This window comes from Alloacidobacterium dinghuense (assembly GCF_014274465.1).
Lineage (GTDB): Bacteria > Acidobacteriota > Terriglobia > Terriglobales > Acidobacteriaceae > Alloacidobacterium > Alloacidobacterium dinghuense.
In genome coordinates this window covers 1,993,747-2,019,599 of sequence record NZ_CP060394.1, presented here as the reverse complement: position 1 = coordinate 2,019,599, position 25,853 = coordinate 1,993,747, and the positions used below count along the sequence as shown (strand labels likewise).

Below are 25,853 nucleotides of genomic sequence, written 5' to 3'. Positions count from 1 at the left end.
GACACCCCGCATCCGTGGGGTGTCCAACGTTTTTCAGATCTCGCGGTCTCAGATACGGTCTGCACACGATCTTCGTCTCACCGGAATAGCTAGATGCCAAACTTCTGCCGGTATGCGCTGGGGTGAAACTTCCGTATGGCGCTGAAAAATTTTGCGAAAGAAAACGACATCCTGATAGCCGACAGCGTCACTGACTTCCTGCATGGTGCGATGATCGCTTTCAAGTAAGCGTTTTGCGGCGGCGACACGCAGCTTCTGCAGGTATATTAGCTAGCTGTCATCAGTAGGTTGCTTAAAACGACGCACGAAATTACGGCGGTGTGTTTTTTGCCAGCACCGTTGGCAATACCACAACATTGCAAGGCAACGAAGTGGTGGTCAAGATTGGACGACTTGCTACCGGCACCGAACAGAGCGTTTCTAGCCCTGTGGTCGTGTCGTCTGAGAGTCGCGTACGGATTGAGGCATCCGCTTCGGTCACTTCGGCAACTGCCCTGCCGTCCTTCACCAACAGCGTAACCTCGGTGGTAGTCCACTAAACGACGAGGCAATTGCCAAAGTGTGCGGCAGGATTGAAAGTTTCCTACCGCATTTTCGTCGAAGCCTGGGTTGTTCTGCTCGAACGTTAACTGATGAATTCTCCGCCATTCGCCATTGGCAGACTGCGTAAGCGAGTGCCTGTAGCTGCGAAGATAGCGTTGCCCACTGCGGGGGCAAGACCCACAATGCCCGTCTCTCCTGCGCCCGCCGAAGGCAGATCCTTCCGATCAATGAGAACTACATCGATCTCTGGTATGTCGCTAAAGCGGGGAACGCGATACTGCGCAAAATGCGGGTTCAGGATGCGTCCATCCTTAAACTGAATCGCCTCGAACAGAGCACCTCCGATGGCCTGCACCACAGCCCCCATCGTCTGATTACGCAATCCATCCGGATTGACAATCGCGCCTGATTCCCAAGCTTGCACAACACGGCGCAAGCGGACTCTCTTGCTGGCGGCATCCACCTCCAGATCAACAGAAGTGGCGACATACCCGCCTTTCTCAACACCCCCTGCGATGCCAAAGCCATGACCCGGCGCAGGCTTTGATCGTCCCCATCCAAAACGGTCCGCAGCCGCCTGAAAGACCGCGCATAACCTGGGATCCTTCAGGTTCTTCATGCGAAATTCTAGAGGATCCATATTGAGGGCGTGCGCCAACTCATCCATGTGAGATTCGCGCGCAAAATGATTCGCCGTAGCCGCCAATCCGCGATATGAACCCTGTCGCAAAGGCGATTTTGCAGCATGAAACTGGATGATCTGATTCTCAACAACGTATGGCGTGTTTATTCCGGATGGGCCAGAGTTGAAGTTATGGTGTTCCCACGCTACGAGCGTTCCATCGTGTCGAACGCCGCTGCGGATCTCGATCCATCCCGCAGGCCTGAAGTAAGCCCAGGTGAACTCCTCCTCGCGAGTCCACACGACTTTTACGGGTTTGCCTGCGGCTTTAGCGAGTCGCGCAGCCTCTATGGCGCACTCGCCCGTGTGCTTGCCCCCATATCCGCTTCCCATGTCAGGCATGATGACGCGCACCTTTGTTGAAGGAATCCGGAATGCCTCAGCCAATTCGTCGCGCACGCCAAACGGTCGCTGTGTGCCGGTCCAGACTGTGAGCTTGTCGCCATTCCATTCGGCGACCGCAGCGCGTGGTTCAAGCGGAGCATGAGCGATGTACTGAACGGTGTAGTGTTGCTCAAGCTTCACATCGGCGGTTGCCATCGCCTGAGCAACGGACCCATTGTTGTGCGCCGGTCCTGCGTCTTCAGTATCCGGATTGTTACGGATGTAGTTGAACAGCTCTTGATTTGAGATTTGTGAAGGAATGCTCCACTTAGCCTGCACCGCTGCGATTGCCTGATCCGCAGTCCAGGCATCCGGCGCGACTACTCCCACAAAATCGCCGTCACGGATGACTTTGACTTGCGGCATCTTCTCCGCTGCGCTTGTTTCAATCGAGGTGAGGGCAGCATTGAATCCGCTCGGGCGCAGCACCTTGCCGAACATCAGATCAGGCCGAACGATGTCCGATGGATACTGATGCTTTCCGGTGACAAAATCACGGCCATTTGCCTTAGGCAGAGGCTTTCCAGCAATCTTCCACTCGCTGGCTGGGATAAAAGGTGGATCGCCAGACACGGTTCGTTCCAATTTTTCGCCCAAGGTGATTTCACCGTAAGTGAGTGACTGGCTTGTCTTCGGATTGCAGACCTTACCGTCCGCGGCTGTCAGCGTTGCTGGATCGGCAGTCCATCGTTTCGCGGCCGCTTCGATCAGCATCTGCCTCGCAGTCGAAGCCATCGTGCGGAGCTGCGGTCCCATTGTCGGAGTCGAGCGGCTGCCGAATGTACCCATGTCCCAGGGTGTCAGGTCAGTGTCGCCCATCACCATGGTGATTGAGTGGAAAGGTACGTTGAGTTCTTCGGCCACCAGCTGTGCCAGCGAGGTACGAATGTTCTGTCCTATCTCAACCTTGCCCGTGAACACTGTAACCATGCTTTTCTTGTCGATGTGCAACCAAGCGCTGACTTCCTTTGGCAGTTCGTGCTCGCGAGAGCTTCGGCCTGCCTCTTGCGCTTCAACAGGAACGACCCCAAGACAAACCAGCAGTCCGCCGCCACAAAGCTTTAGAAAGTCACGGCGGTCAAGCTGGAACCAGTGCAAGCGCTCCCGAATTTCGTGCTGTGCGAGCTCGACGGCAAGTTCATCCGTGGGCATGATCTGCGCCTCCCTTCATCGACAGTTGTGAGGCACGCTTAATGGCAGCAACAATGCGTGGATAGACACCGCAACGGCATATATTCCCGTCCATAGATTCAACGATCTGCTCGTCGGTCGGGTGAGGATGTTCTTTCAACAGCGCTATTGCAGAAAGAATCATGCCCGATGTGCAGTACGCGCACTGGAACGCTCCTGCGTCCAGAAATGCCTGTTGCACTGGACTGAGTACGCCATTGCGTTCCATGCCTTCAATGGTGGTGATTCGAGTACCTTTCGTGGATGCAAGCGTAGCTTGACATGAACGCGTTGCCACGCCATCGATCAGCACCGTGCAAGCCCCGCACTGACCCTCTCCACAGCCATATTTTGTTCCTGTCAGTTGAAGCCGATTTCGCAGAACAGAAAGGAGAGATTCATCTCCCGAGGCCTTTAAATGATGCTCCGCGCCATTGATGTTCAGAAGGAAGTCGCCCATCTCGAAGCTCCTGATCGAGCGGAAGAAGGAAGTGCTACCCCATCCAGAATACGCCCTGCGCCTGAAGGTCTTCATGCGGTCGCGAGCACGATCTAAGGACTTACCGTTTTCCAGTACGCTTTGGCGTAACCCTGGGCATCAACCGCCGCAGAGTTGATCACAACAGGATTGCCACCGTGGCAGGCCCATGACACCGTTGTGTCGTGTCCGGTAACTACCATCGGTACGAAGGTCGAGTCAGGGTTTTGACGACAATAGTCCAGGATTGGGTCGGTTGGCTTCTGGCTTGTGTTTGCCTTTGAGTCGCAAGGTATGTTCGCGCCATATAGACAGGCAAGCACAGTGCCATCAGCACAGCGCCATTCCATCATCCTGCTCTGTGAAGTCTTCAAATTGAGCTTCTTCGCCATCCATGCGGGAAGCTTTGGGCCGGTATAGCGCGAGTCGGGTTTGTCGATCCTCCCAACCGCATGACAGTATGCAACGGGGTCGCTGTAGGTTTGGGCAAATGCAGAGCGGCCTGCCAGGAACGTGAATGCGGCTGCTAAAAACAACCATTTGATAGACATGATCGAGCCTACCCTCCATAGCCGGCTTCTAATTCAAGGAGCCTATCCTAGGACTCGATTGATTCTTCAGTCTTGATATCAATTCTCCCGAATGATAAAAGACTTTAGCTACCAATTTCCCGATTCTGCTATCAAAGCATATGATTGTAATTGCAGAACGAAATTAAAGTGCTGCTGGAATGTTGTCCCGTTTTGCCTTGTAAGGACTGAAAATTCTCTGTGATTTTTTCGCGGATCAAATTGGCTCTGTTCTCCCGGTTTACCCTCGCGTTTCTGGGACTGGCCTTCTGCGTGTTTACATGGGGTCTTCAGTACAAGCTGTCCCTTTACGCCCCTTCGCAAGCCGTCTCCCGCACGATTCCTCAGGCGAAACTCTTATCAAGAGATGAAGCGAATACCGAAAGCGAAAGCCCAATCATAGAAGGCACCAGCGTTGCCGATAAGTCCATGCGGCTTACGGTGTTTAGTGTTCTCTTGACGTTTTTGCTGGTATTGAAGCTCGGGGATAGCCTCGCGCTTCTTTGGGAAAAGCTGAATTCTGAACTTCCGTGGCGCCTCCGCAGTCAAGCGTCTTTTAGCGCCTTCTTTTTTCGCCCTCCGCCAATTCTCGCCTAATTAATTCCTTCTTTTTTTGCTGTACCTTACGCATTCGACGTCTCCTTCATTATCCGGATGCGGCGCGGCGCACGTTCTCTGCCGGGGAACGAGGCTCCGCTAGATCGATACTTCCGGCGATAAAAACTCAAGAAGGTGCATTCGAGATATGCGAAAGCGAAGCTCCTTGATCCTGGCCACAGGCCTTTCTCTGCCTGTCGCGTTCAGTTTGATTGCGTGCAGTTCCAAAGCCAAGAATTCCGAAGCGAATGCGGCAGAGATCCCAACTGCGACGGTAGCCGCCATCACTCGCGGAACGATTACTCACACATTGAATCTGGCAGGACAGTTTCAGCCTTATCAAGTGATTGACGTTCATGCGAAGGTTTCCGGCTATATCCGGCATATCTATGTGGACATCGGCGACAAGGTGCATCAAGGCCAAGTGCTTGCAGTACTCGAAGTCCCGGAGCTGGACGCGCAGCTAAAAGGCACCGTCGCAGAAGTAGCACATAGCAAGGATGAAATTACGCGCGCGCAGCACGAGGTGTCGCGTTCGCAGGCGGAACACACCGCGCTCCACGCGGATTACACGCGCCTGAAGCAGGCCGCGACGGCGCAGCCTGGCCTCATTGCGCAGCAGGAACTGGATGACGCGCAATCAAAAGATCTTGCCTCAGAGGCACAAGTAGACGCGGCGAAGGCTGCTTTGGCAGGGGCACAGCAGCAGGCTGCAGTCGCCGGAGCAAACAACGAGCGTGTCAGCGACCTGGCCGACTACACGAGGGTGATCGCTCCGCTCGATGGCGTCATCATCTGGAGATACGCAGATACGGGCGCTCTGATACAAGCCGGCACTTCTTCCGACGTGCAGACCTTGCCTGTCGTCAAGCTCTCGCAGAGTAACCTGCTGCGTCTTCGCCTTCCGGTTCCAGAGAGTGCCGTACAGTTCATCCACGAAGGCGCACTGGTGAATGTGCGCGTAGATGCAGTCAACCGCACTCTCGTTGGCAAAGTGGTTCGCTTCACCAGAGATGTGAGCCTTGCCACCAGAACAATGGAAACCGAAATCGATGTCGAGAACAAAGATTTATCATTGTCTCCCGGCATGTATGCCAATGCCACGCTCGAACTGGAGTACAAAGATAACGTTCTGACGATTCCGCTCCAGGCAGTTATCAAGAATGGCAATCAGACATCGGTGCTGGTTGTGAATAGCCAGAACCGAGTTGAATCCCGAAATGTCCAACTCGGCCTGCAGGGGTCAACGTTGACCGAAGTCACAAGTGGGTTAAAGGATGGTGACCGCGTCATTACTGGCGGCCAGTCGAAATACCAGTTGAACGAGACGGTAAAACCTCAGCTGGCCCAGCCGCCAACGAGCGATACCGAAGCCGAGCAAGGAGAGGGCGGGCAGTAATGCCTAAGTTCGCTCTCAAGTATCCATACTTCATCATCATGGTGTGCATGGTGATTGTGGTCGTCGGCATCACCAACATTGCCGGAATGCCTGTGGATCTCTTTCCTCAGATCGACATTCCTGTCGTAGTCGTGGCAACTTTCTACTCCGGCATGCCGCCACAGCAGATCGAGGCCGACATCACCGACACCTTCGAGCGCTTCTTTACACTCGGCAGCAATATCGATCACATCGAATCACGTTCGCTGACCGGCGTAAGCCTCATCAAGATCTACTTCAAGCCAGGTACGGACCGTAACGCTGCGTTGAGCAACATTGCAAATCTCGCCATGGCAGACTTGCGGCGGCTGCCCCCCGGCACCTTGCCTCCGGTTGTGTTGGGCATGGACGCTTCAAGCCAGCCAGTGTGCCTCGTCACTTTGAAAGGGAAGGGCCTGAACGAGACGGACTTGAAAGACCTCGCTCAATTCCAAGTTCGAAACCAGATTGCCAATGTACCCGGCGCATCGGTCCCGCAGCCATTCGGTGGACGCTACCGCCAGATCATGGTGTATGTCGACCCGGTAAAGCTGCAGGCCTACAACATGAGCCTCATGGACGTGGTTCATGCGGTGAATGAATCAAATCTGATTTTGCCCGCAGGCGATGTCCGCATCGGCGCGAAAGACTACAACATTTACGCCAACAGCCAGGTGCCGAATGTCAAAGCGCTGAATGATCTGCCACTGAAGTCGGTCGGCAATGCATCGGTTCTTGTCCGTGACATTGGCAAGGCTGAAGATTCGGGCACGATCCAAACGAACATCGTTCGCATCGACGGTCAAAAGTCGGTGTACATTCCCATCCTGAAACAGGGAGGCGACAGCAACACGATCACGATTGTGAACGGGATGCGCGCTGCCATTAAGAATTTGGTCGATATCCCAGCATCACTCAAGACTTCTGTCGTTTTCGATCAATCTCTGTTTGTGAAATCGGCTATAAGGAATCTGATGAGCGAGGGCGGCATTGGCCTCGTTTTGACTGCGCTGATGATCCTACTTTTCCTAGGCAGCATTCGCGCAACATTTGCCGTTCTGCTCTCGATTCCCCTATCCGCGTTAGCCGCCTTCATATGTATCAGGATAGGTGGCGGATCGATCAACACGATGGTGTTGGCTGGTCTGGCTCTGGCATTCTCTCGGTTGATCGATAACTCCGTTGTCGTCCTCGAAAACATTTTTCGTCATCTTGAGCTCGGTGAATCGCCTGAAGTAGCCGCGGAAATGGGTGGCAAGGAAGTGCAGCTCGCCGTCCTCGCCGCAACTTTCACGACTGCCATCGTATTTTTCCCGGTAGCACTCCTCTATGGAGTCAGCCGGTACTTGTTCACTGCCTTGGCTCTTACCGTCGTATTCGCCTTGTTTGCGTCCTATGTTGTCGCGATGACCGTCGTGCCGCTTTATTGTGCGCGCTTCATCAGTTCGTCAGAAGTAGACCATCAGCACACAGCAGATGGAAAGAGACGATCTATCTTTAAGCGAGTTGTTCACAGTTTTAACGCATGGTTTCAGAGAATGCTGAACCTCTACGTGATTACTGTGAACCGCTCGATTCTTCGCCCGCTCGCGACAACGCTGCTCATTCTCGGTGGAGTGCTTCTTACCTTTGCCCTATTTCCACTTCTTGGCAGAGCCTACTTCCCGAGAACTGACCCAGGTCAGTTTGTCATTAACATCAAGTGTCCGAGCGGAACGCGCGTCGAGATGAGCGACAAATACATTGCGCGCGTCGAGCAGGAGATTCGGCAGGTCGTTTCCCCCAAAGATCTCGACATGATCGTGTCGAATATTGGTATTACGCCTGATCTTTCTTCGATCTATACCAGCAACTCCGCTATGGACACCGCTTTTGTGCAGGTAAGCCTAAAGGAAGGACATCGAATCGGAAGTTATGCATACATGGAGCGGCTCCGTCACCAGCTATCTACAGACATGCCAGAGTTAACCACTTACTTTCAGACGGGCGGCCTGGTTGATTCTGTAATTAATCAGGGCCTTCCTGCACCAATCGATATTCAAATCAGCGGAAACGATATGGAGCAGTCCTTTGCCATTGCGCGGCAGATTGCTGGCCACGCAAGGGGTCTGAATGGCGTCAGCGATGTACTGATTCCTCAAGACCTCAGATACCCAGGTCTCGAATTGAGTATCGATCGTGAGCGCGCGAGCTTGATCGGTCTCTCACCAAAAGACGTTGTCGACAACGTGATCACAGCGCTCACCTCGAACGGCATGATCGCTCCCAGCTATTGGATTGATCCCAAAACCGGCAACAACTACATGCTCACGGTGCAGTACTTCGACGACAAGATCGCCAACATGAGCATGGATGACTTTAAGCAGATTCCGCTTCGTGCCAGCGATCAATCGAGCTACACACCGCTGCGGTCCGTTGCCCGCATCAAGGAAATTAACACGCCTACAGAAGTGGATCACTATCAGATTCGCCGCGTGATCGATGTCTACGTAATGCCTGCGAACGAGGCATTGCAAGGCGTTAGTGGCCAAGTCAACAAGCTGATCGCTGGAGTCAAGGTGCCGCAGAACGTCCGCATCGTCGTGCGCGGCACAGTAGTAAGTATGAGCGAGTCTTTCAAACGATTTGCAATTGGTCTGGTGCTATCGATCCTGCTCGTCTACCTGATTCTGATGGCGCAACTCACATCGTTTATCGATCCTTTCATCATTCTGATGGCAATCCCGCCGGGACTATCAGGTGTATTGCTCATTCTGCTCATTACGCACAGCACACTGAACATCATGTCCTTGATGGGTGTGATCATGATGACCGGCATTGTGGTTTCGAACAGCATCCTGATTGTGGAATTTGCCGGGCACTTGCATGAGGGAGGCCTGCCCCTTGCCAAAGCTGTGGTCGAGTCATGCAGGATCCGTCTTCGCCCGATTCTCATGACATCGCTGGCTACGCTGCTCGGCATGATTCCGATGGCAGTTGGTGCTGAAGCAGGCAGCGAACAATACGCGCCTCTCGCACGCGCGATCATCGGTGGCCTAGCGGTGTCCGTCATCGCTACCGTATTTCTCGTCCCGGCCGTTTATCTCATCATTCACAGTCGCAAAAAGAAGATGCCGCCACCTGCGGGGAAATCGATCGAGGCGTTTCTGTCAGCACATACGAAGGAGATCTAAGCAATGGCTTGTTTAGACCAGGTGAGAACCGACAAAGTGGACTTGAGACGAGTCATATCTCTCAGTTCGGAGAGTAGTTTCAATGCCTAAGTTCGCGCTGAGATATCCGTACTTCATCATCATGGTGTGCATGGTGATTGTAGTGGTGGGCATTACCAACATCTTTGGAATGCCGGTCGACCTGTTTCCAAAGATTGATATTCCAGTCGTCGTCGTGGCGACATTCTACTCCGGCATGCCACCGCAACAGATCGAAGCAGACATCACCGACACCTTCGAGCGCTTCTTCACGCTCGGCAGTAACATTGATCACATCGAGTCGCGTTCGCTCACCGGCGTAAGCCTTATCAAGATTTACTTTAAGCCCGGCACCGATCCAAACGCCGCGTTGAGTAACATTGCAAACCTTGCCATGGCCGACTTGCGGCGATTACCACCTGGCACTTTGCCCCCGGTCGTCCTGGGCATGGATGCATCAAGCCAGCCAGTATGTCTCGTAACTCTGAAGGGGAAAGGCCTGAACGAAACAAGCCTAAAGGATTTAGCTCAATTCCAGGTGCGCAATCAGATTGCGAACGTTCCTGGAGCCTCCGTGCCACAGCCTTTTGGCGGACGTTATCGCCAGATCATGGTGTATGTCGATCCGGTAAAGTTACAGGCTTACAACATGAGCCTGATGGACGTGGTTCATGCGGTAAACGAATCGAATCTGATTCTGCCCGCTGGGGACGTGCGCATTGGCACAAAGGACTACAACATCTATGCCAATAGCCAGGTTCCTACTCCCGATGAGATCAATGATTTACCGCTGAAGTCGCTAGGGAATGCTTCGGTGCTCGTCGCCAACGTCGGGAAAGCCGAAGATGCCGGAACTATCCAAACCAATATCGTGCGAATCGACGGTCAGAGGTCGGTGTACATCCCGATACTGAAACAGGGCGGCGGCAGCAACACTATCACAATTGTGGATGGAATGAAGCACGCGATCAGAGGTCTTGTTGATATTCCATCATCGCTGAGGACTGCCGTTGTTTTCGATCAGTCCATCTTCGTCAAAGGCGCCATCAGGAACCTTATTAAGGAAGCCAGCATCGGCCTCGTGCTCACTGGCGTGATGATCCTGGTCTTCCTGGGAAGTCCACGCGCGACCTTCGCTGTACTGCTCTCGATCCCACTCTCAGCACTCGTATGCCTGCTCATCATGAACGCAATGGGCGGATCGATCAACACGATGCTGCTGGGCGGCCTCGCTCTTGCATTCTCGCGTCTGATTGATGACTCCGTCGTGGTGCTTGAAAACATCTTCCGCTATATGGAGATGGGGGAAGCTCCGCCGCTGGCTGCGGAAAAGGGTGGCATGGAGGTGTCACTTGCAGTTCTGGCGGCTACATCGACCACATCCATCGTCTTTTTCCCGGTTACATTCTTCGCTGGCGTCAGCAAGTACATTTTCACCGATCTTGCTCTCGGAGTTGTGCTCTCTATCTTCGCCTCATACATATTTGCGATGACGGTAGTACCGCTCTATTGCTCAAAATTTATCCATCTTTCTCACGTTCATGAAGGAAACAGGCCGCCATCACTCTTCCGCCGGTCCGAAGCCAAATTCAACGAGTATTTTCATCGCATGCTGGACTACTACGAGGTTCAGGTTACCCGTGCGATGAAGCGGCCCGGTAGAACTGCGGCCATCATCCTTGGTGGAGTTGCAGCTGTGCTATTTGGGCTTTTTCCGATTCTCGGAAGAGCCTACTTTCCGCGCACAGATCCCGGGCAGTTCGTAATCAACATCAAATGTCCCAGCGGAACGCGCATTGAGTTAAGCAATCAATACATTGCCGAGGTCGAAAACGAAATCCGGCAAGTCATTCCCGGCCATGATCTCGGTATGATCGTGTCGAATATTGGCATCACGCCGGATCTATCTGCGATCTATACCAGCAATTCGGCGATGGATACCGCCTTTGTGCAGGTCAGTCTAAATGAGGATCACAAGACAGGCAGCTACGCCTATATGGGACGCGTGCGCCGCCGGCTTGCCGCTGACATACCGCAGTTGACAACCTATTTTCAGGCTGGAGGCTTGGTGGATTCAGTCATCAATCAAGGCTTGCCGGCGCCGATCGATATTCAGGTGAGCGGCAATGATCTCGATCAATCCTTCGGAATTGCTCTTGACATCGCAAAGAAGGTAAAAAACCTCAAAAATGTGAGCGATGTCTTGATACCGCAGGACCTGCGGTATCCCGGCCTAGAACTCAATATTGATCGGGAACGGGCGAATCTTATCAACATCAGTCCACAGGAAGTCGTTGACAACGTCATCACCGCCATGACCTCAAATGGCATGATCGCGCCAAGTTACTGGATCGATCCGAAAACCGGAAATAACTACATGCTTACGGTGCAGTACTTCGATCAGAAGATCGCTAACATGAGCCTCGATGACTTTAAGCAGATTCCGCTGCGCGCATCCGATGTGACGGCTTATACGCCGCTGCAATCGGTTGCGAACATCAAGGAGATCAATACGCCGACAGAAGTTGATCACTATCAGATCCGTCGTGTGATCGATGTTTACGTGATGCCCTCGACTGAAACTCTGGTGGGTGTCAGCCACGGCGTCAACAAGATCATCAACAGCGTGAACATTCCTAAGAACGTGCGTATCAAGGTCAGAGGCGCAGCAGTCAACATGAATGAATCCTTTACGCGGTTTGCCATTGGGCTTCTCTTGTCGATCGCGTTGGTCTATCTCATCCTCATGGCGCAGTTCACGTCGTTCATCGACCCATTCATCATTTTGATGGCGATCCCTCCGGGATTAGCAGGCGTTGTTCTCATTTTGTTGATGACGCACAGTACGTTGAACATCATGTCACTGATGGGCGTAATCATGATGACCGGCATCGTTGTCTCGAACAGCATTTTAATCGTCGAATTCGCAACCATCCTACATAAACAGGGCAAACCGCTTCTTGAGGCAGTGGTTCAGTCGTGCAAAATCCGCCTGCGACCGATTCTGATGACTTCGCTAGCCACCCTTTTAGGAATGATTCCGATGGCCCTTGGCTTTGAAGCGGGCAGTGAGCAATACGCACCACTTGCGCGTGCAATTATCGGTGGGCTGGGTGTCTCGGTTGTCGTCACCGTTTTTCTCGTCCCAGCCGTGTACTTGCTGATCCATGGACGACGTGAAGAGAAAGGCGCGCCTGCGGAGGCATAAAGAAATGAAAAAATTCATGAAAGAAAAATCGCCTAAGCCGCTCTGCGCTTTACTGGTATTGATTCCTTTCGTCACTCTAGCCGCACAAACACGGGTAATAGAGCCACCGCTGCCAGATGCGCCACAAGCCAAACTCATAGCGTTTCTCGGATCTGATTCAGGCGCACAATTTCCGCAAACCTCTCCATCGTCTTTTCAGGCAAATACGCAACCCGCCGCGAAGCCGAGTTTGACTAGCGCCCAGGCTGAGCAAATGGCAATCAAGAATAATCCGCGAGTCAGTGTCGCCCGCCTGCTGGCACTAGCGCAGCATCAAGTCGTGCGCGAGACGAGGGCTGCGGAATTGCCCTCGGCCAACGCCGCAATCACCGCCGTGGACGCGGAGGATGGAACCCGCATCTCTGCAGGTTCGCTTACCGCCTCCCGCCTCATCGAGCATGCGGGCGCAGGAGGTAGCTTCACGCAGTTGATTATGGATTTCGGAAGAACAAGAAATCTTGTCGCTTCTTCAAAACTCCAGGAAAAAGCCCAGAACGCCAATGCTCTGGCCACCACTGAAGACATCGTTCTGGCAACGGACCAGGCTTTTTACAATGCGCTTCAGGCTCAGGCCCTGCTGAAGGTTGCGCAGCAAAATGTGCATACGAGGCAAACAACGGAGACACAGGTAAGCCAGCTTACAAAGAACAATCTCAAGTCCACCCTTGATCTGAGCTTTGCCGATGTGAACCTTTCTCAAGGCAAGCTGTTGCTTCTAGATGCGCAAAGTAATGCCGATTCAACCATGGCAGCGCTTGATGCCGTGCTCGGTCTCGACCGACAAGTGACCTATGACTTAGTGGAGAGTAACACGCAGCTACAGTCACCACCACCCGACGCGGATCAACTTATACAAGTGGGGCTGCAACAGCGGCCAGATCTGCAGGCTTTGAACTACAGTGCACAATCGGCAGTCAAGCTTAGCCACGCGCAGCGCGACCAGATGTTCCCGACCATCAGCGCAGCGGGAACAGCAGGCAGCGTTCCCATTCGCACGTCGCAATACTACATCGCGAACTGGTGGGGCGGCATCGGGGTCAATATGAACATCCCGGTCTTCAATGGATTTCTCTATTCGGCGCAGGCAAAAGAGGCAACGATTCGCGCTCAGGCTGCTTCCGAACAGAGTCGCGATCTTCGCGATCAGATCGTGCGTGATATTCGAACATCCTGGCTAATGGCAAATACCGCGTTCCAGCGTGTTACAGTTTCCGCCGAATTGCTGAAGCAAGCCAATCTCGCGCTCACTCTGGCTCAGACGAGATATCAGATGGGTCTGAGCTCGATCGTGGAGTTGAGCCAGGCGCAATATCAGCAAACCGATGCTGCTATCAGTAACACGAATGCACAGTACCAGTACCGCCTCGCATTGGCCACGCTCAACTACCAGATCGGAACTACTCCATAGTCTGCCAAAGACTACTCGCAGAAATTAATTGCGACCATCTTTGGTCTTGCTAAATCTGCAATGCGGAGGACGTTCAGCGTGGGCGAGAGTGTAAAAGAGTACGATCTTATCATCCTGGGCAGCGGTGAGGGTGGCAAATACCTTGCTTGGACTCTGGCAAAGCAAGGTAAGCGTGTCTTGGTAGTCGAGCGCAAGTATGTTGGTGGCTCATGTCCTAACATTGCATGCCTGCCGAGCAAGAACATTATTCACAGCGCCAAGGTCGCCTCTTACTTTCAAAGAAGCGAAGAGTTCGGAATCACAAAAGACAATTTCACAATCAACATGTCGGTCGTTCGCGATCGCAAGCGGAAAATGGTCGATGGGTTGGTTGATATGCACCTTGACAAATACAAGGGGAGCGGCGCGGAGCTTCTAATGGGATCAGGGCGCTTCATCGGCCCTAGAACGCTAGAGGTTACGCTTCACGATGGAAGCACACGCGTCGTTCGCGGTACCGATGTCGTAATCGGCACTGGCACGCATGCCACGCTGCCTGCGATTCCCGGGCTTGCTGAATCGAAGCCACTGACACATATTGAAGCTCTCGAGTTGGATCAGATTCCGCAACATCTCCTCGTCTTGGGAGGTGGGTACGTCGGTCTGGAACTGGCGCAGGCCTTCCGACGCTTCGGCAGTCGAGTAACAATCGTTGAACGGAACAGCCGCCTGGCGCACAGGGAAGATGAGGACGTCTCCCAGGCTCTCCATGAACTTTGCCATGACGAAGGCATTGAGTTGGCTTTGAACACGGTTATCAGGGCTGCGGAAGGAGAATCCGGCAAGTCCACAAAGCTTCGCGTCGTTCAAAATGGATCCGAGAAGACTATCGAGGGTTCTCATCTCCTAGTCGCAACCGGTCGCACGCCGAACACCGCTGGCATTGGGTTAGAGGTTGCCCGAGTCGAACTAACCGATCGCGGTTACATTAAAGTGAATGAGCGTCTGCAGACGACTGCGCCCGGTGTTTGGGCTGTCGGAGATTGCGCAGGCAGTCCACATTTCACCCATATTTCGTTCGACGATTTTCGCGTCATCGTTGACAATCTCTCCGGTCATGACCGCGTTACTACCGGACGGCAGGTGCCTTTTTGCATGTTTACCGATCCAGAACTCGCCAGGGTCGGTCTCAATGAGAATGAGGCAAAAGCTCAGGGAATTGCCTACCGGTTGGCAAGAATTCCGATGGCCGTGGATTTGCGTACGCGTACCCTTTCTGAGACGCGAGGTTTCATGAAGGCGCTCGTCGACACAAAAAGCGATCGCATTCTCGGCTTCACCGTATTCGGCGTGGGTGGTGGAGAGATAATGGGTGCGGTACAAATTGCGATGATTGCGGGTTTACCCTATACAGCTTTGCGTGATGCCGTGCTGACACATCCCACGTTACTTGAAGGACTCATCGCGCTATTCTCGTCCGTCCCGCCAGTTTAACGATCAAAGGAACATCTCGATGAAGCGCGTTGCCGAATACATTCATGGCTACACCTATGGGTCTCCGGACGTCGCAAAGTCGCAAGTCTCGCAGCGCGAATTGGAAGACCTGAAAGTAAGCGTTGGGTTCACCGACGAAGACCAGCGTTATCTTCTTCTAGCTGGCGAGGTTCTCGCAGACCAGACTAGACGAATCGTCGAGCATTGGCGCAGTGGCATCATTGCCGGCATTCCAAACCTTGCAAGGCACTCGCGCTCGCCGGAAGGAGACGCGCTGCCCGACTATCTCGCGAAGAGCAATCTGCGTTTTGAACAGTGGATTCTGGATACGTGCCTGCGACCATACGATCAGGAATGGCTCAACTATCAACAGGAAATTGCATTGCGCCACACGAGTCAGAAGAAGAATAAGGTTGATGGCGTTCAATCAACTCCGTTCGTGCCGCTGCGCGACATCATCGCATTTGTCGCTGTCATAAACGAAACCATCAGACCGTATCTATCCGCTAAGGGACATTCTGCTGAGGACGTGGACAAGATGCATCGGGCATGGTGTAAATCTCTCCAACTTCAGTTGGCGCTTTGGGCCAGACCGTATGCGACCAGCGGCCAGACTCCCAATGAGTGGTGACTACGCTTGAAGAGAAGGTGAAATGAAGTTCAAGGCTTGGCGTGTTGAGAGTCCGGATGGAGAGTTTCGCGAAGTGGAATTTCTTCGTCCCGCCGTCGAAGGGAATCAGGTCCTGGTTAGAATCTCTGCCAGCGGAGTGAATCCGCTTGATACGAAAATTCGCGCGGGCAAAGCGGCGCATGCGCAGCAACCGCTCCCTGCAGTGCTTGGCCTCGATATGGCCGGAACGGTTGAAAAACTTGGGCAAGATGTCACGGCCTTCGCCGTTGGAGACGAAGTGTACGGCATGGTCGGAGGTGTTGGTGGCCAGCAGGGCACGCTGGCAGAGTGCATCGTTGTCGATGCGGACCTGCTGGCCCACAAGCCGAAGAGTCTTACCATGCGAGAGTGTGCGGCATTGCCTCTGAGCACAATTACCGCCTGGGAGGGTCTCGCCGATCGTGGCAAGGTGCATGCCGGACAAAAAGTGTTGATCCACGCCGGGGCCGGAGGAGTAGGCCATGTCGCGATTCAGATTGCGCTCGCATTCGGGGCAGAGGTCTTCGCGACCGTCTCGCCAGATAAGAAGAAGATCGTAGAAGATTTCGGCGCTACGCCGATCGACTATCGCGCTACTTCAGTCGAAGAGTATGTCGCTGCTTATACCGACGGAAAAGGCTTCGACATCATCTACGACACGGTTGGGGGTGGAACACTCGATGCCTCCTTTGCTGCGGTGAGGCGATACACGGGTCATGTTGTAAGCTGCCTTGGTTGGGGATCGCATACGCTTGCCACTCTCTCTTTCCGCGGTGGCACGTACTCGGGCGTCTTTACTCTGCTTCCGCTCCTCACGGGCGAAGGCCGAGCGCATCATGGCGAGATCCTTACCCAGGCGGCAGCGCTCGTTGAAGCAGGCAAGTTGAGGCCGCTTCTCAACGATCGACACCTTTCGACGGCGGAGATAGATACGGCGTACGCTCTGGTTGCAGCTGGCCCTTTAGGAAAAGTAGTGGTTGAACTTTAGTCTTGAGGCGCAGTCAGCGCCGCAACAAACGTTCAGCATTCTTGCGATAGACTTTCTCAAGAACGTCATCCGGAAGATCGACGCCGTAGATATTCCATCTGCCCTGGCGTGAGGCATGGCTTGGATATTCAAAGTATTCGTCTGCTGTTTCGAGAAAGCGGAAATAGAGACGATACATTGAGATTTCTGGCAGCAAGTCACTTCCAAACAAAATTCGATCACTAAAGCGCAGAAAAAACTTACGTGCGGTGTAGGGCTGACGCCCAAGTTCGGGCGTGCGCGCGCTGATATCAATCAACACATTCGGATAAGTCTTAAGCATTGTCGCAACACAACTCAGGTCCTCCCCGCTCTCAGCCACATGCGCCGCGACGAAGGTCGTCCTAGGATGGCGCTCAAAGACCCTATCACGCTGGTCGAGTAATTCCTGCTTTGAATACTGCGATCCATAGAAACCCCAATCGGGATGCGCAGCCAATTCTTCGTAGCGTTCATTCTTCGAGTCGATCGGTAGGAAAAATGCCGCCGGATCTGCCGTGTGAAACATGACCGGAATGCTCAGTTCCGCTGCCTTGTCGAAAATCGGAGCCAGCCGCTCATCGTCCACACGCAAGAGCGCACCAGAGCCGTCGCGCACACTCAAGCCAAGATCTTTCCAGAATTTCAGTCCGACGGCTCCGCGTTCCACCTGCCGCTCCAGCCGATCGATTGTGACCGCGGCAAAATCATCACGCTCGATTCCGGACCAATCCATCCACGCGATCGTAGAAAAGCGCAAAGGGTCAGCCTTGCGAAATTTATCGATCATTCGTAGCGCGGCTTCGCCGATCTGCATTGTGATGTTGACGATGTGTTCTATGCCGCATGCGTCCATCACCTTGAGCACATCGCGGGGATCGAGCGCATCGAGATGGTTGTGGTAATCGATAACAGGGAAGCGGCCGCGGTCGGGCAGATGCTCTTCCGTCACGAGCATCGAGCGAGGATGAAACTCACTTAGCGGCAAAGTGACCTCCGCAGTTGCCGTAACCATTGCGACGAATTTATCGGGAATGTCCCTCTCCGCCATGCTTGGTCCCTCCTCTCGCGGCGCCCAGATCGCGGAACATGGAACGCAAATCCGCAAGCCCCTTCCACGCAACGATAAGCGTGATACCCGCAAAGGTAGCGCCAGAAATGATCAGCCATCCCTCCCAGAATCGCGCCCAGCTATTCATAGCTTGACCTCCGCAATCGTGCGCTTCGAGCGAGACCCAATAAGCGATCCCACCAGCAGTCCAGCAGTAGCCAGTCCGAACGATGCAAAGCCTGAGAAGCTCTCGCTTCGATGCAGCACAAAGAAAGGCACGATGGCTCCGATAGCTCCCATGAGCATAGCCAGATAGCCGCCGGCAACATTCGCCCGTCGCCAATAAAGCCCGCCGACTACACAAACGAACGCACCGGCAAGGAAGATCGTTCCGGTGATATTCAGATACAGGTACACAGCACCCGGCGGCGTGTAATACAGTCCCCAGAAGATGAGAAACAGTCCGACACAAGCGTTGCACACGCGATTCACAAACAACTCGCCCTTGTCGCCAAGGGGTGCCTTACCAGAGACGCGACGCAGCGGAGCGATCACATCCTGCGAAATCACCGCACTCCATCCGAGCAGATAAGAGCTGTTCACCGACATCGTTGCTGCCAGCATACCCGCAACCACAATACCGCGAATGCCGGTTCCAAGAATTTGCGACAGCATCGCAGGCATAGCGTCGATTGGCGCCATTACTCTGCCTTGCACCACCGCCTGCGGTACGCCATTACTCATCGGACCATGACCGAAGAGCACCAGCGCCGCGATTCCCCAGAGCATCGGCAGCATGCCGCGTCCGAGAAAAATAAAGCCCGTCCAGGTCATCACGCGCTTTGAGACTTCCGGGCTGCGCGTCGCGAACATACGCATCGCCGTCGTTTGCCAGCAAGTGTGAATCGCAAACCAGAGCAGAATCTGCCAGACAAGAAAACTAAAACCAAACTTCGGCGCGACGATCGGATTGAAACCGCTCGGCCCCATGAGCTTCTCTACACGATCGACCATCGTGTGCCAGCCCGCAAAGTGGACCGCGTAGAGCGTGATGATGATCGTAGCAACCGAAAGCAGCACATACTGCAAGTAGTCTGTGATTACGACCGAAACCATTCCGCCGACCGTGGTGTAGATCAACTCGAGCAGCAGGATGGCGATCATCGTCGGGATCAGGTACCGGCTGTTCAATCCGCTTGTTACGGTCAGGAATTCGCCCTCAATCTTGAGAAACACGCCCATGTTGAGGATGCCGCCCAGTGCCACCAGCAGGCCGGTAAGGATGCGCAACCCCCGGCTGTACTTGACCTCAAAGTATTCCGGCACGGTCATTAATCGAAGTTCGCGCAGCCTGCGAATCACAAATCCTGTGCGGCCCACGAAGATCATCACAACGCCCGAGATCAAAGCAGCTGAGAGCGCGGCAAAACCATAACGGTAACCAAGCTCGCTGTTGTACATGAATGTGATCGTGCCGATTTCGGTAGCTGCCAAGGTTGCCACGCCGATCCACGTACCAAGTTCACGGCCAGCAACGAGAAAGTGCGCTGTGCTACCCACGTACTTTCTGCCTGCGAGCCCAATAGCCAGCGAAGCAGCGAGATAGGTGACGACGATGACCCAATCGACAGGAGCAAAGTTCATGCGAATCCCTGAGACGCGTGCTTCAAGGCAATACTCAGTGTGGCAATGAAACCGAGATAGGCGGACATGAGCTTGGTTCGCGACTTCGCCGAGCGGCATCCTCTCGAAATAGGAATAATGAGAGTGCTCCTTTGAGGACACATCCCCTGATTCGAAAGACAATGTTAACAAAAAGAAGTGAAACGCAACACATTATATGTTGTTATTCATTTCGTTTATGACACCCAATCGCTATAGCCCAACGCTCATTCGGGTCCGCGGATCCAGATAATCCCGCAGCGCATCCCCCAGGAAATTAAACGACAGCACGCAAAGCATCACCGCAATCGCCGGAAAGACCACCAGATGCGGCGCGTCAAACAGATGCGAGCGACCGTCATTCAGCATCGCTCCCCAGCTCGCGGCTGGTGGCGGCACACCTAGTCCAAGGAAACTCAGCGTGGCCTCAGCCAGTACAGCACCGGCCATGCCAATGGCCGATTGGACAATTACCGGCTGCAGAATATTCGGCAGAATATGCCTCGTGAAGATACGTAGATCGCTCGCACCCAGCGAGCGGGCTGCCTCTACAAATTCACGCTCGCGAACTGCCAACACCTGCGCGCGGACCAGCCGCGCATAGCCCACCCATCCACCAATGGAAAGCGCAAGGATCAGATTGATTAATCCCGGGCCCAGGAATGCGACAAATGCAATGGCCAACAGAATTCCAGGCAGGGCGAGAAATGCATTCATCACAAAAACATTCAGCGCGGTATCCAGTACGCCGCCGTAGTATCCCGCGAGGCCGCCAAGAATCAGCCCCAACAGCAGGGAACAGCCAACGACGGATGTCGCTACCAGCAGCGACAATCGTGCTCCGTACAGAGTGCGCGAAAAGATATCGCGCCCAAGCTCGTCGGTGCCAAACCAGTGCGCGTGTCCCGGAGCCATCAACCGGTGATTCAGATCAATTGCCGCAGGATTGTAAGGCGCGAGCAGCGGCGCAAGCAGCGCTATGCCCACAAACACAACGAGCAAGATTGCGCCGATCACAGCCAGAGGCTGCCGCCGAAGAGTTGTGGAGAAAAGGGACGTGGCCAAAGATGAGAGTAGCGCAAACCCATCTTCATTTCATCCAGGTAGTGCCGCATTTTCCACAGATGAAGCGAGTGTGCCAATTGCTCAATGGCGCCCGCGCTGCCATCGGGCAACGTGCGCATCATCAAATACCGAGACAGAAACTCTTTCAGGAAGGCGTCATCGACAGCTACTCTGCCGGACTGCAAATAGCAAGCAAATAGGTCTCGCGAAGGTGGGTCCTATTTGCCGATAGCTTCAAAAACTAAGCAAACTCGCGTAGCAAAGCAAACTTAAAAATACCTGAAGGCTAGGCAATAACTATGAAATATTAATACTTGAAACTAAGTTCTTAAAGATTCAACGAAAGCATCGCAAGATAGCCCGTCGATTCACTCCCTCTTAACACATCACTAACCCACGCCCTGCTATCAAGCTTGTGGAGGTTAGTATGAAATCGTATTTGCTGTTCGCAGCAAGTGCAGCGGCTCTTGCTGTACTTACCACCCCAGCGCGTTTAACAGCTCAGGACGCATCCACGAGCGAGCATCGCATTAAGCATGTATTGCTCATCAGCATCGACGGAATGCACGCCGTTGACTATCTCAACTGCACTCATGGAGTTGACGGTGTAAATGGCGGCGAGCCATATTGCCCGAACCTGGCGGTCCTTGGACGCAACGCAATCAACTATACCGCAGCGTCAACCTCGAAGCCCTCCGATTCCTTCCCCGGCTTGATGTCGATCGTCACCGGCGCAACTCCGAAGACGATGGGTATCTACTATGACGTGTCGTATGACCGTTCGCTGGATGCCCCGGCAAAGACGACTGGCAACGGTGTAGCCGCTGGCCCATGCACACCCTTTACGCTTCCCACTGGAACGACAACCGAATACGAAGAAGGCATTGACATCGACCAGACCAAGGTGAATGGTGGCGCTCCCGGCGCCAGCCTGACCGATGGTGGCATTGCATCTATTGATCCCAAGCGTCTGCCGCGTGATCCGGCCGCTGGATGCGCTCCCGTCTTTCCCTGGAACTTTGTGCGTGTGAACACGATCTTCGGCGTCATCCATGCTGCTGGTGGCTACGCCGCATGGTCTGACAAGCATCCGGCCTATTCCTCAGTAGCAGGCCCCGGTGGAGTCCTCGACGACTTCTATGCTCCTGAAATCAACTCCAATGTCATCGCTTTGCCCGGCGTAACAACGTCTGAGGGAGTATCCTGCAAAGCCATTCGCGATCCCAGTTCTGACCTAACCGCATGGACCAACAGTTTCCAGAACATCCAGTGCTATGACACGCTAAAGGTCAATGCAATCCTCAACCAAATCCATGGCAGGACACACAACGGACATGCCGCGAAAATGCCCACAATCTTTGGCATGAATTTCCAGGCGGTGAGCGTCGGTCAGAAACTGATTGAAAACGGTGTCAAAGGCGGCTATCAGAACGCAGCAGGTGCGCCGTCGGCCTCGCTCCTTTCAGAAATTGAATACGTCGACGCCTCCATCGGAGACATGGTCAGCACGCTGAAAGACACCGACAATTTCGAGGACACCCTCATCATCATCACGGCGAAGCACGGACAGTCGCCTATCGATCTCAACCTCTACCAGGCTCATCCCGGAAAAACCGGCAACGGCACGTCGCCTGCACACTTGCTTGCGAGCCTTCTGCCTGACTCCGAATCGCCCGCAAATCCAAACGGGATAGGGCCGACAGAGGATGACATCTCTCTGCTGTGGCTAAAACCGGGCAGCGATGTAGAAAGTGCAGTCCAAACCCTTGAGCAGAACCCAACAGCCATCGGCCTTGGCCAGATTTTCTATGGCCCGACCGTATCGCTTAACTACAACACCCCCGGCCTCGGGCCCGGCATGGATCCTCGCACGCCAGACATCATCGTCACGCCCAACGTCGGCGTCACTTATACCGGAAGTGCCGCCAAGCTTGAAGAGCACGGCGGCTTCTCGCATGACGACACCAACGTCATGCTGCTCGTTTCGAACCCGTCCATCAGACACAAGACGGTATCAACATCCACCACAACCTCACAGGTGGCCCCAACCATTCTCACCTCGCTGGGACTCAATCCCAACGCATTGCAGGCCGTGAAAATAGAGGGCACAACAGCACTTCCGGAAGTCACTGGGGCGCTGAAGTAGACAAAGTCTACCCAACACAAAATCGGCGGGATCTGTCTTAGCTCCCGCCGATTCTTTTTGATGACCCGCAAAAAAGGGTGCCGATCTGGACGACTATTCCTTAGCCAACGAAGTCCACGTTCACCGGATGCGGAATAATTCCTCGTTCATGTCCAAGCGTCAGCAGCTTGCGAATCGCTTCCCGCCCATCTTCGCCGTAGTTCAGCGTCCGCTCATTCACGTACATGCCCACAAACTTGTCAGCCAGACTTGTATCGAGATCGCGCGCAAACTGCATGGCATACGACAGGGCCTCTTCGCGATGATCAAGCCCGTGCTGAATGCTGTCGCGCAGGGCCTGCGTAACTTTCAGCATCACGTCATTGCCTAGAGACCGCCGAATAGCATTGCCGCCCAGAGGCAAAGGAAGCTTCGTCTCCTCGCGCCACCACTGTCCCAGGTCGATAACCTTGTGCAGGCCGCTCTGCCCGTAGGTAAGCTGGCCTTCGTGAATAATCAGACCTGCCTGGAAATTCCCCGCCAGTACTTCAGGAATGATCTTGTCGAAGGGAACAACAGCCGTCTCAATCTCCGGAGCAAACAGCTTGAGCGCCAGATACGCCGTGGTCAGCATCCCCGGCACGGCAATTTTCAGCTTCTTCACTGCACTCAGTGAAAACTTCTGGCTGGCAACAATCATCGGCCCATACCCTTCACCCACTGAGCCTCCGCAGGCCATCAGCGCGTAGTTGTCCTGAAGGTACGGGTACGCGTGAAACGAAATCGCTGTCACATCATAGAAAGCCTCATGCATCGCCTTCTGGTTCAGCGTTTCAATATCGCAAAGCGTATGGGTAAACTTGTAGCCGTTCACGCGAATCTTGTTCGTCGCCAGCCCATAGAACATAAATGCATCATCAGAGTCGGGACTGTGTGCAATCTTGATCTCGCGCGGTTGCGCGGAGTGCGCGTGCGGTTCGGCAGATTCAATCTTTGAAGAGGAAGCGGATGCGGTCACTGCAGGTTGGTTCCTTTCTACTTCTATAAGCACGCAAGCCGTACTTCATACGCTCGCACATTGGCTGGGGGAATCAGCGGCCAACCGTCTCTTCTATTCTACGCACACGCAGCCATCCTGCAGCGATTGCCGCAGCGGCACAAACTTTGAGCGCATCACCGGGAAGAAAGGGGACCACTGAAAGAGAAAGCAATGTTGAAAAATGCTGGTGCGTCACTACCGCCATCCACATGGCGCCCGACGCTAGAATGAGCACATCACCTGCCGTCGCGGCGATCAATCCGGATGCAAACCGCCGTCCGCTCAGCTTGCGATACAGGAAACTCACGACTGTCGCAACGAATGGATACGACATCAGATATCCGCCCGTCGGACCCATCAATTGCAGCATCCCGCCCGGCCCCTGCGGCGTAAACACGGGCAATCCTGAAGCGCCTTCCACCAGGTACAGCGCCAGCGCCGCAAAAGCCGCCATCGGATCCAGCAATAACCCCAGCAACAGTACCGCAAAGGGCTGCAGCGTCATCGGCACGGGGGTAAAGAACAGAGGCACCGACACATGGGCGCAAATCGCCACCAGCGCGCTACCCGCAACGATCGAGGCAATCCAGCGAACAGAGGAATACGTGCGTGAACTGCTGGCGACGGCAGAGGATGCTGAGGTCTGTGCCATAGAATCGGTCTTCTCCCTGACTATTCAGAATCGGATTTCGAAACGGGTTGCGGTTCTTCCACTATTTCTGGATGCTTCTCCCCGCCTGTCTTCAGTTCTGCCTCATGCCGGCGAATGTGGCGGGCAACAGCAATGGCCGTCGAGATGAGCGCAAGAATGCTCAGCACGAAAACAACATAAAGCAAACGCATGGGCAACTTGAGAATAACAAAAGTTGCAGATGCTATTCGAGAGATTCATCCATCCACTTCAGATAGGCCGGGCTGCCCCCATCCACCTTTAAGATCACAAATTCCGGCACATCGTAAGAGTGCAGCCTGCGCACGGCTTCCTCAAGTGCCTTGATCTTTTCCACACGGGTCTTGATCAGCAGCAGGATCTCCTCCGCATTTTCGACCTTGCCCTCCCACCGATATACGGATTCGGCGTCGCCGGTAATATTCACGCAAGCCGCCAGCCGTTCTTCGACCAGCGAGTGGGCGATCCGTTTCGCCTCCTCGGCCGAGGACACGGTAGTAAGAACAACTCGATAAGGCTCCATCAATCACCCCCGCAATTTACACTGCAATCGAACACCCACTGGCATGGTTCGACAGAATAAACGATCAAAATTGCAAATAGATTGACCTCAGGAAACCGGAAAAATGTTGTTTACGCCATCTTCAGAGATATGTTCTCCCACACTTGTACATTCTTACCCTTCTAGACGAACAATCTCCCACCGTTTCCTTGCGCTCGCAGATTAAAATTTGAATAGCCTGTTCCGGCGGCTGAAGAACTACACCAGGGCCAATTGCACCGCGCTCTGTGCTGATTTGTCTCGCCTCCATGAAATATGTGCTAAGAATGGTTCCTTTCGCGAATTCCGGTAGAACTCTGCTTGACGCCGCAAGTGAGGGAAAAATTAACTAAAAGAGAGGAAGAACAAGGATCAGCGCCAGCCGATAAGCTCAACATGGTTCGGGATTTTGGATCGGCACGAGCGACAGGCGGAATTGTGATCCGGGCATCAAAGGAACAGAAGGGAAGGGGCGTTTGTCCCGAGCGATACATAGAGCCGTGAAACAGGCAACACAAAATCCGAACCTCATCCGTGTTGCGGGATTTGCTTACCGCATGCGCCGCCGCATTGCCACGGCCGCCGCCGTTGTCCTTGCCGTATTTCTCGGTTACCACGTCATATTCGGCCGGAATGGCGTCACAGCATACCAAGAGAAGCGCCTCGAAGACAAAGATCTTCAAAAGCAGATCCAGCAACTGCAGGACGAGAACGGCCGCATGAAGGACCATGTCGATCACCTGCAGAACGATCCGGACGCTATCGAGCACGAAGCGCGCGCCCGTCTCCATTACACACGACCCGGCGAGGTCATCTACACCCTCAACGACAAGCCAGCCGATAAAACCTCGGTCCCGACAGCAAAATAGACGAAACCGGTTATTAG

21 protein-coding genes and 1 pseudogene are annotated in these 25,853 nt (G+C 53.9%); 10 read left to right on the top strand and 12 right to left on the bottom strand.

Translation table 11 applies throughout. The annotated features are described in order from the left end of the window. Positions 1-48 precede the first annotated feature (48 nt). Positions 49-204, bottom strand: coding sequence for a hypothetical protein (locus H7849_RS27370; RefSeq protein WP_432756528.1), 156 nt, complete (start codon positions 202-204; stop codon positions 49-51). Between the two features lie 116 nt (positions 205-320). Here H7849_RS27370 and H7849_RS08135 point away from each other — a divergent pair, with 116 nt between their 5' ends. After that, positions 321-539: a hypothetical protein gene (locus H7849_RS08135; RefSeq protein ID WP_186747937.1), complete on the top strand. Its 219-nt coding sequence runs from the start codon at positions 321-323 to the stop codon at positions 537-539. An 86-nt stretch (positions 540-625) separates the two neighbouring features. On the opposite strand, the gene H7849_RS08130 is transcribed toward H7849_RS08135, so the two are convergent. The 3 genes from H7849_RS08130 to H7849_RS08120 form a co-directional block, all read right to left on the bottom strand. After that, complete coding sequence (locus H7849_RS08130; RefSeq protein ID WP_186745576.1) at positions 626-2,761, bottom strand: xanthine dehydrogenase family protein molybdopterin-binding subunit; 2,136 nt, start codon at positions 2,759-2,761, stop codon at positions 626-628. Next, on the bottom strand, positions 2,748-3,239 hold the full coding sequence (locus tag H7849_RS08125; protein WP_186745574.1) for a (2Fe-2S)-binding protein: 492 nt from the start codon (positions 3,237-3,239) through the stop codon (positions 2,748-2,750). The genes H7849_RS08130 and H7849_RS08125 overlap by 14 nt, the downstream gene beginning before the upstream one ends. 92 nt (positions 3,240-3,331) lie before the next feature. Further along, complete coding sequence (locus H7849_RS08120; RefSeq protein WP_186745572.1) at positions 3,332-3,808, bottom strand: hypothetical protein; 477 nt, start codon at positions 3,806-3,808, stop codon at positions 3,332-3,334. A gap of 763 nt (positions 3,809-4,571) precedes the next feature. Here H7849_RS08120 and H7849_RS08115 point away from each other — a divergent pair. From H7849_RS08115 to H7849_RS08085, 7 genes are all read left to right on the top strand, one after another. Beyond that, on the top strand, positions 4,572-5,822 hold the full coding sequence (locus tag H7849_RS08115) for an efflux RND transporter periplasmic adaptor subunit (RefSeq protein ID WP_186745570.1): 1,251 nt from the start codon (positions 4,572-4,574) through the stop codon (positions 5,820-5,822). Beyond that, positions 5,822-9,013 carry an efflux RND transporter permease subunit gene (locus H7849_RS08110; protein WP_186745568.1) on the top strand — a complete coding sequence of 1,064 codons (3,192 nt, stop codon included), beginning with the start codon at positions 5,822-5,824 and terminating at the stop codon, positions 9,011-9,013. The genes H7849_RS08115 and H7849_RS08110 overlap by 1 nt, the downstream gene beginning before the upstream one ends. Positions 9,014-9,095: 82 nt before the next feature. After that, a complete protein-coding gene (locus tag H7849_RS08105; RefSeq protein ID WP_186745566.1) occupies positions 9,096-12,239 on the top strand; it encodes an efflux RND transporter permease subunit in 3,144 nt (1,047 codons plus the stop codon). Between the two features lie 253 nt (positions 12,240-12,492). Then, a complete protein-coding gene (locus H7849_RS08100) occupies positions 12,493-13,686 on the top strand; it encodes a TolC family protein (protein WP_251106691.1) in 1,194 nt (397 codons plus the stop codon). A 78-nt stretch (positions 13,687-13,764) separates the two neighbouring features. Then, positions 13,765-15,159, top strand: coding sequence for a dihydrolipoyl dehydrogenase family protein (locus tag H7849_RS08095; protein ID WP_251106690.1), 1,395 nt, complete (start codon positions 13,765-13,767; stop codon positions 15,157-15,159). 19 nt (positions 15,160-15,178) lie between these two features. Continuing rightward, complete coding sequence (locus tag H7849_RS08090) at positions 15,179-15,790, top strand: protoglobin domain-containing protein (protein ID WP_186745561.1); 612 nt, start codon at positions 15,179-15,181, stop codon at positions 15,788-15,790. Positions 15,791-15,812: 22 nt separating this feature from the next. Then, positions 15,813-16,796 (top strand): zinc-dependent alcohol dehydrogenase family protein, encoded by a 984-nt coding sequence (locus tag H7849_RS08085; protein WP_186745559.1) that lies wholly within the window; start codon positions 15,813-15,815, stop codon positions 16,794-16,796. A gap of 13 nt (positions 16,797-16,809) precedes the next feature. Here the strand turns inward: H7849_RS08085 and H7849_RS08080 are convergent, their stop codons facing one another. The 4 genes and pseudogenes from H7849_RS08080 to H7849_RS27720 all read right to left on the bottom strand — a co-directional run. After that, positions 16,810-17,865, bottom strand: coding sequence for an amidohydrolase family protein (locus H7849_RS08080; protein WP_186745557.1), 1,056 nt, complete (start codon positions 17,863-17,865; stop codon positions 16,810-16,812). 144 nt (positions 17,866-18,009) lie between these two features. Next, positions 18,010-19,509: a sodium:solute symporter family protein gene (locus H7849_RS08075; RefSeq protein ID WP_186745555.1), complete on the bottom strand. Its 1,500-nt coding sequence runs from the start codon at positions 19,507-19,509 to the stop codon at positions 18,010-18,012. Between the two features lie 231 nt (positions 19,510-19,740). After that, positions 19,741-20,592, bottom strand: coding sequence for an ABC transporter permease (locus H7849_RS08070; protein ID WP_186745553.1), 852 nt, complete (start codon positions 20,590-20,592; stop codon positions 19,741-19,743). 25 nt (positions 20,593-20,617) lie between these two features. Then, positions 20,618-20,698, bottom strand: a pseudogene (locus tag H7849_RS27720) (hypothetical protein); the annotation flags it as partial. A gap of 321 nt (positions 20,699-21,019) precedes the next feature. Between H7849_RS27720 and H7849_RS08065 the strand changes: the two are divergent. Continuing rightward, positions 21,020-22,738 (top strand): alkaline phosphatase family protein, encoded by a 1,719-nt coding sequence (locus H7849_RS08065; protein ID WP_186745551.1) that lies wholly within the window; start codon positions 21,020-21,022, stop codon positions 22,736-22,738. A 100-nt stretch (positions 22,739-22,838) separates the two neighbouring features. Here the strand turns inward: H7849_RS08065 and H7849_RS08060 are convergent, their stop codons facing one another. From H7849_RS08060 to cutA, 4 genes are all read right to left on the bottom strand, one after another. Beyond that, positions 22,839-23,708 (bottom strand): menaquinone biosynthesis family protein, encoded by an 870-nt coding sequence (locus H7849_RS08060; protein ID WP_186747315.1) that lies wholly within the window; start codon positions 23,706-23,708, stop codon positions 22,839-22,841. Between the two features lie 100 nt (positions 23,709-23,808). After that, the gene (locus tag H7849_RS08055) at positions 23,809-24,408 is read right to left on the bottom strand and encodes a biotin transporter BioY (RefSeq protein WP_186745549.1); all 600 of its coding nucleotides are present in this window, start codon (positions 24,406-24,408) and stop codon (positions 23,809-23,811) included. 20 nt (positions 24,409-24,428) lie between these two features. Next, the gene (locus H7849_RS08050; RefSeq protein ID WP_186745547.1) at positions 24,429-24,599 is read right to left on the bottom strand and encodes a hypothetical protein; all 171 of its coding nucleotides are present in this window, start codon (positions 24,597-24,599) and stop codon (positions 24,429-24,431) included. Between the two features lie 32 nt (positions 24,600-24,631). Then, positions 24,632-24,949, bottom strand: a complete 318-nt coding sequence (gene cutA / locus H7849_RS08045; protein WP_186745545.1) for a divalent-cation tolerance protein CutA — start codon at positions 24,947-24,949, stop codon at positions 24,632-24,634. Positions 24,950-25,467: 518 nt separating this feature from the next. Between cutA and H7849_RS08040 the strand changes: the two genes are divergently transcribed. After that, complete coding sequence (locus tag H7849_RS08040; protein ID WP_251106688.1) at positions 25,468-25,836, top strand: FtsB family cell division protein; 369 nt, start codon at positions 25,468-25,470, stop codon at positions 25,834-25,836. The last annotated feature ends 17 nt before the right edge of the window (positions 25,837-25,853 follow it).

Excerpts from the sequence above, each read along its gene's own strand:
- H7849_RS27370 (WP_432756528.1), bottom strand. The coding sequence starts at position 204 with ATGCAGGAAGTCAGTGACGCTGTCGGCTATCAGGATGTCGTTTTCTTT.
- H7849_RS08130 (WP_186745576.1), bottom strand. The coding sequence starts at position 2,761 with ATGCCCACGGATGAACTTGCCGTCGAGCTCGCACAGCACGAAATTCGG.
- H7849_RS08125 (WP_186745574.1), bottom strand. The coding sequence starts at position 3,239 with ATGGGCGACTTCCTTCTGAACATCAATGGCGCGGAGCATCATTTAAAG.
- H7849_RS08120 (WP_186745572.1), bottom strand. The coding sequence starts at position 3,808 with ATGTCTATCAAATGGTTGTTTTTAGCAGCCGCATTCACGTTCCTGGCA.
- H7849_RS08115 (WP_186745570.1), top strand. The coding sequence starts at position 4,572 with ATGCGAAAGCGAAGCTCCTTGATCCTGGCCACAGGCCTTTCTCTGCCT.
- H7849_RS08110 (WP_186745568.1), top strand. The coding sequence starts at position 5,822 with ATGCCTAAGTTCGCTCTCAAGTATCCATACTTCATCATCATGGTGTGC.
- H7849_RS08105 (WP_186745566.1), top strand. The coding sequence starts at position 9,096 with ATGCCTAAGTTCGCGCTGAGATATCCGTACTTCATCATCATGGTGTGC.
- H7849_RS08100 (WP_251106691.1), top strand. The coding sequence starts at position 12,493 with ATGGCAATCAAGAATAATCCGCGAGTCAGTGTCGCCCGCCTGCTGGCA.
- H7849_RS08090 (WP_186745561.1), top strand. The coding sequence starts at position 15,179 with ATGAAGCGCGTTGCCGAATACATTCATGGCTACACCTATGGGTCTCCG.
- H7849_RS08085 (WP_186745559.1), top strand. The coding sequence starts at position 15,813 with ATGAAGTTCAAGGCTTGGCGTGTTGAGAGTCCGGATGGAGAGTTTCGC.
- H7849_RS08080 (WP_186745557.1), bottom strand. The coding sequence starts at position 17,865 with ATGGCGGAGAGGGACATTCCCGATAAATTCGTCGCAATGGTTACGGCA.
- H7849_RS08075 (WP_186745555.1), bottom strand. The coding sequence starts at position 19,509 with ATGAACTTTGCTCCTGTCGATTGGGTCATCGTCGTCACCTATCTCGCT.
- H7849_RS08065 (WP_186745551.1), top strand. The coding sequence starts at position 21,020 with ATGAAATCGTATTTGCTGTTCGCAGCAAGTGCAGCGGCTCTTGCTGTA.
- H7849_RS08055 (WP_186745549.1), bottom strand. The coding sequence starts at position 24,408 with ATGGCACAGACCTCAGCATCCTCTGCCGTCGCCAGCAGTTCACGCACG.
- H7849_RS08050 (WP_186745547.1), bottom strand. The coding sequence starts at position 24,599 with ATGCGTTTGCTTTATGTTGTTTTCGTGCTGAGCATTCTTGCGCTCATC.
- cutA (WP_186745545.1), bottom strand. The coding sequence starts at position 24,949 with ATGGAGCCTTATCGAGTTGTTCTTACTACCGTGTCCTCGGCCGAGGAG.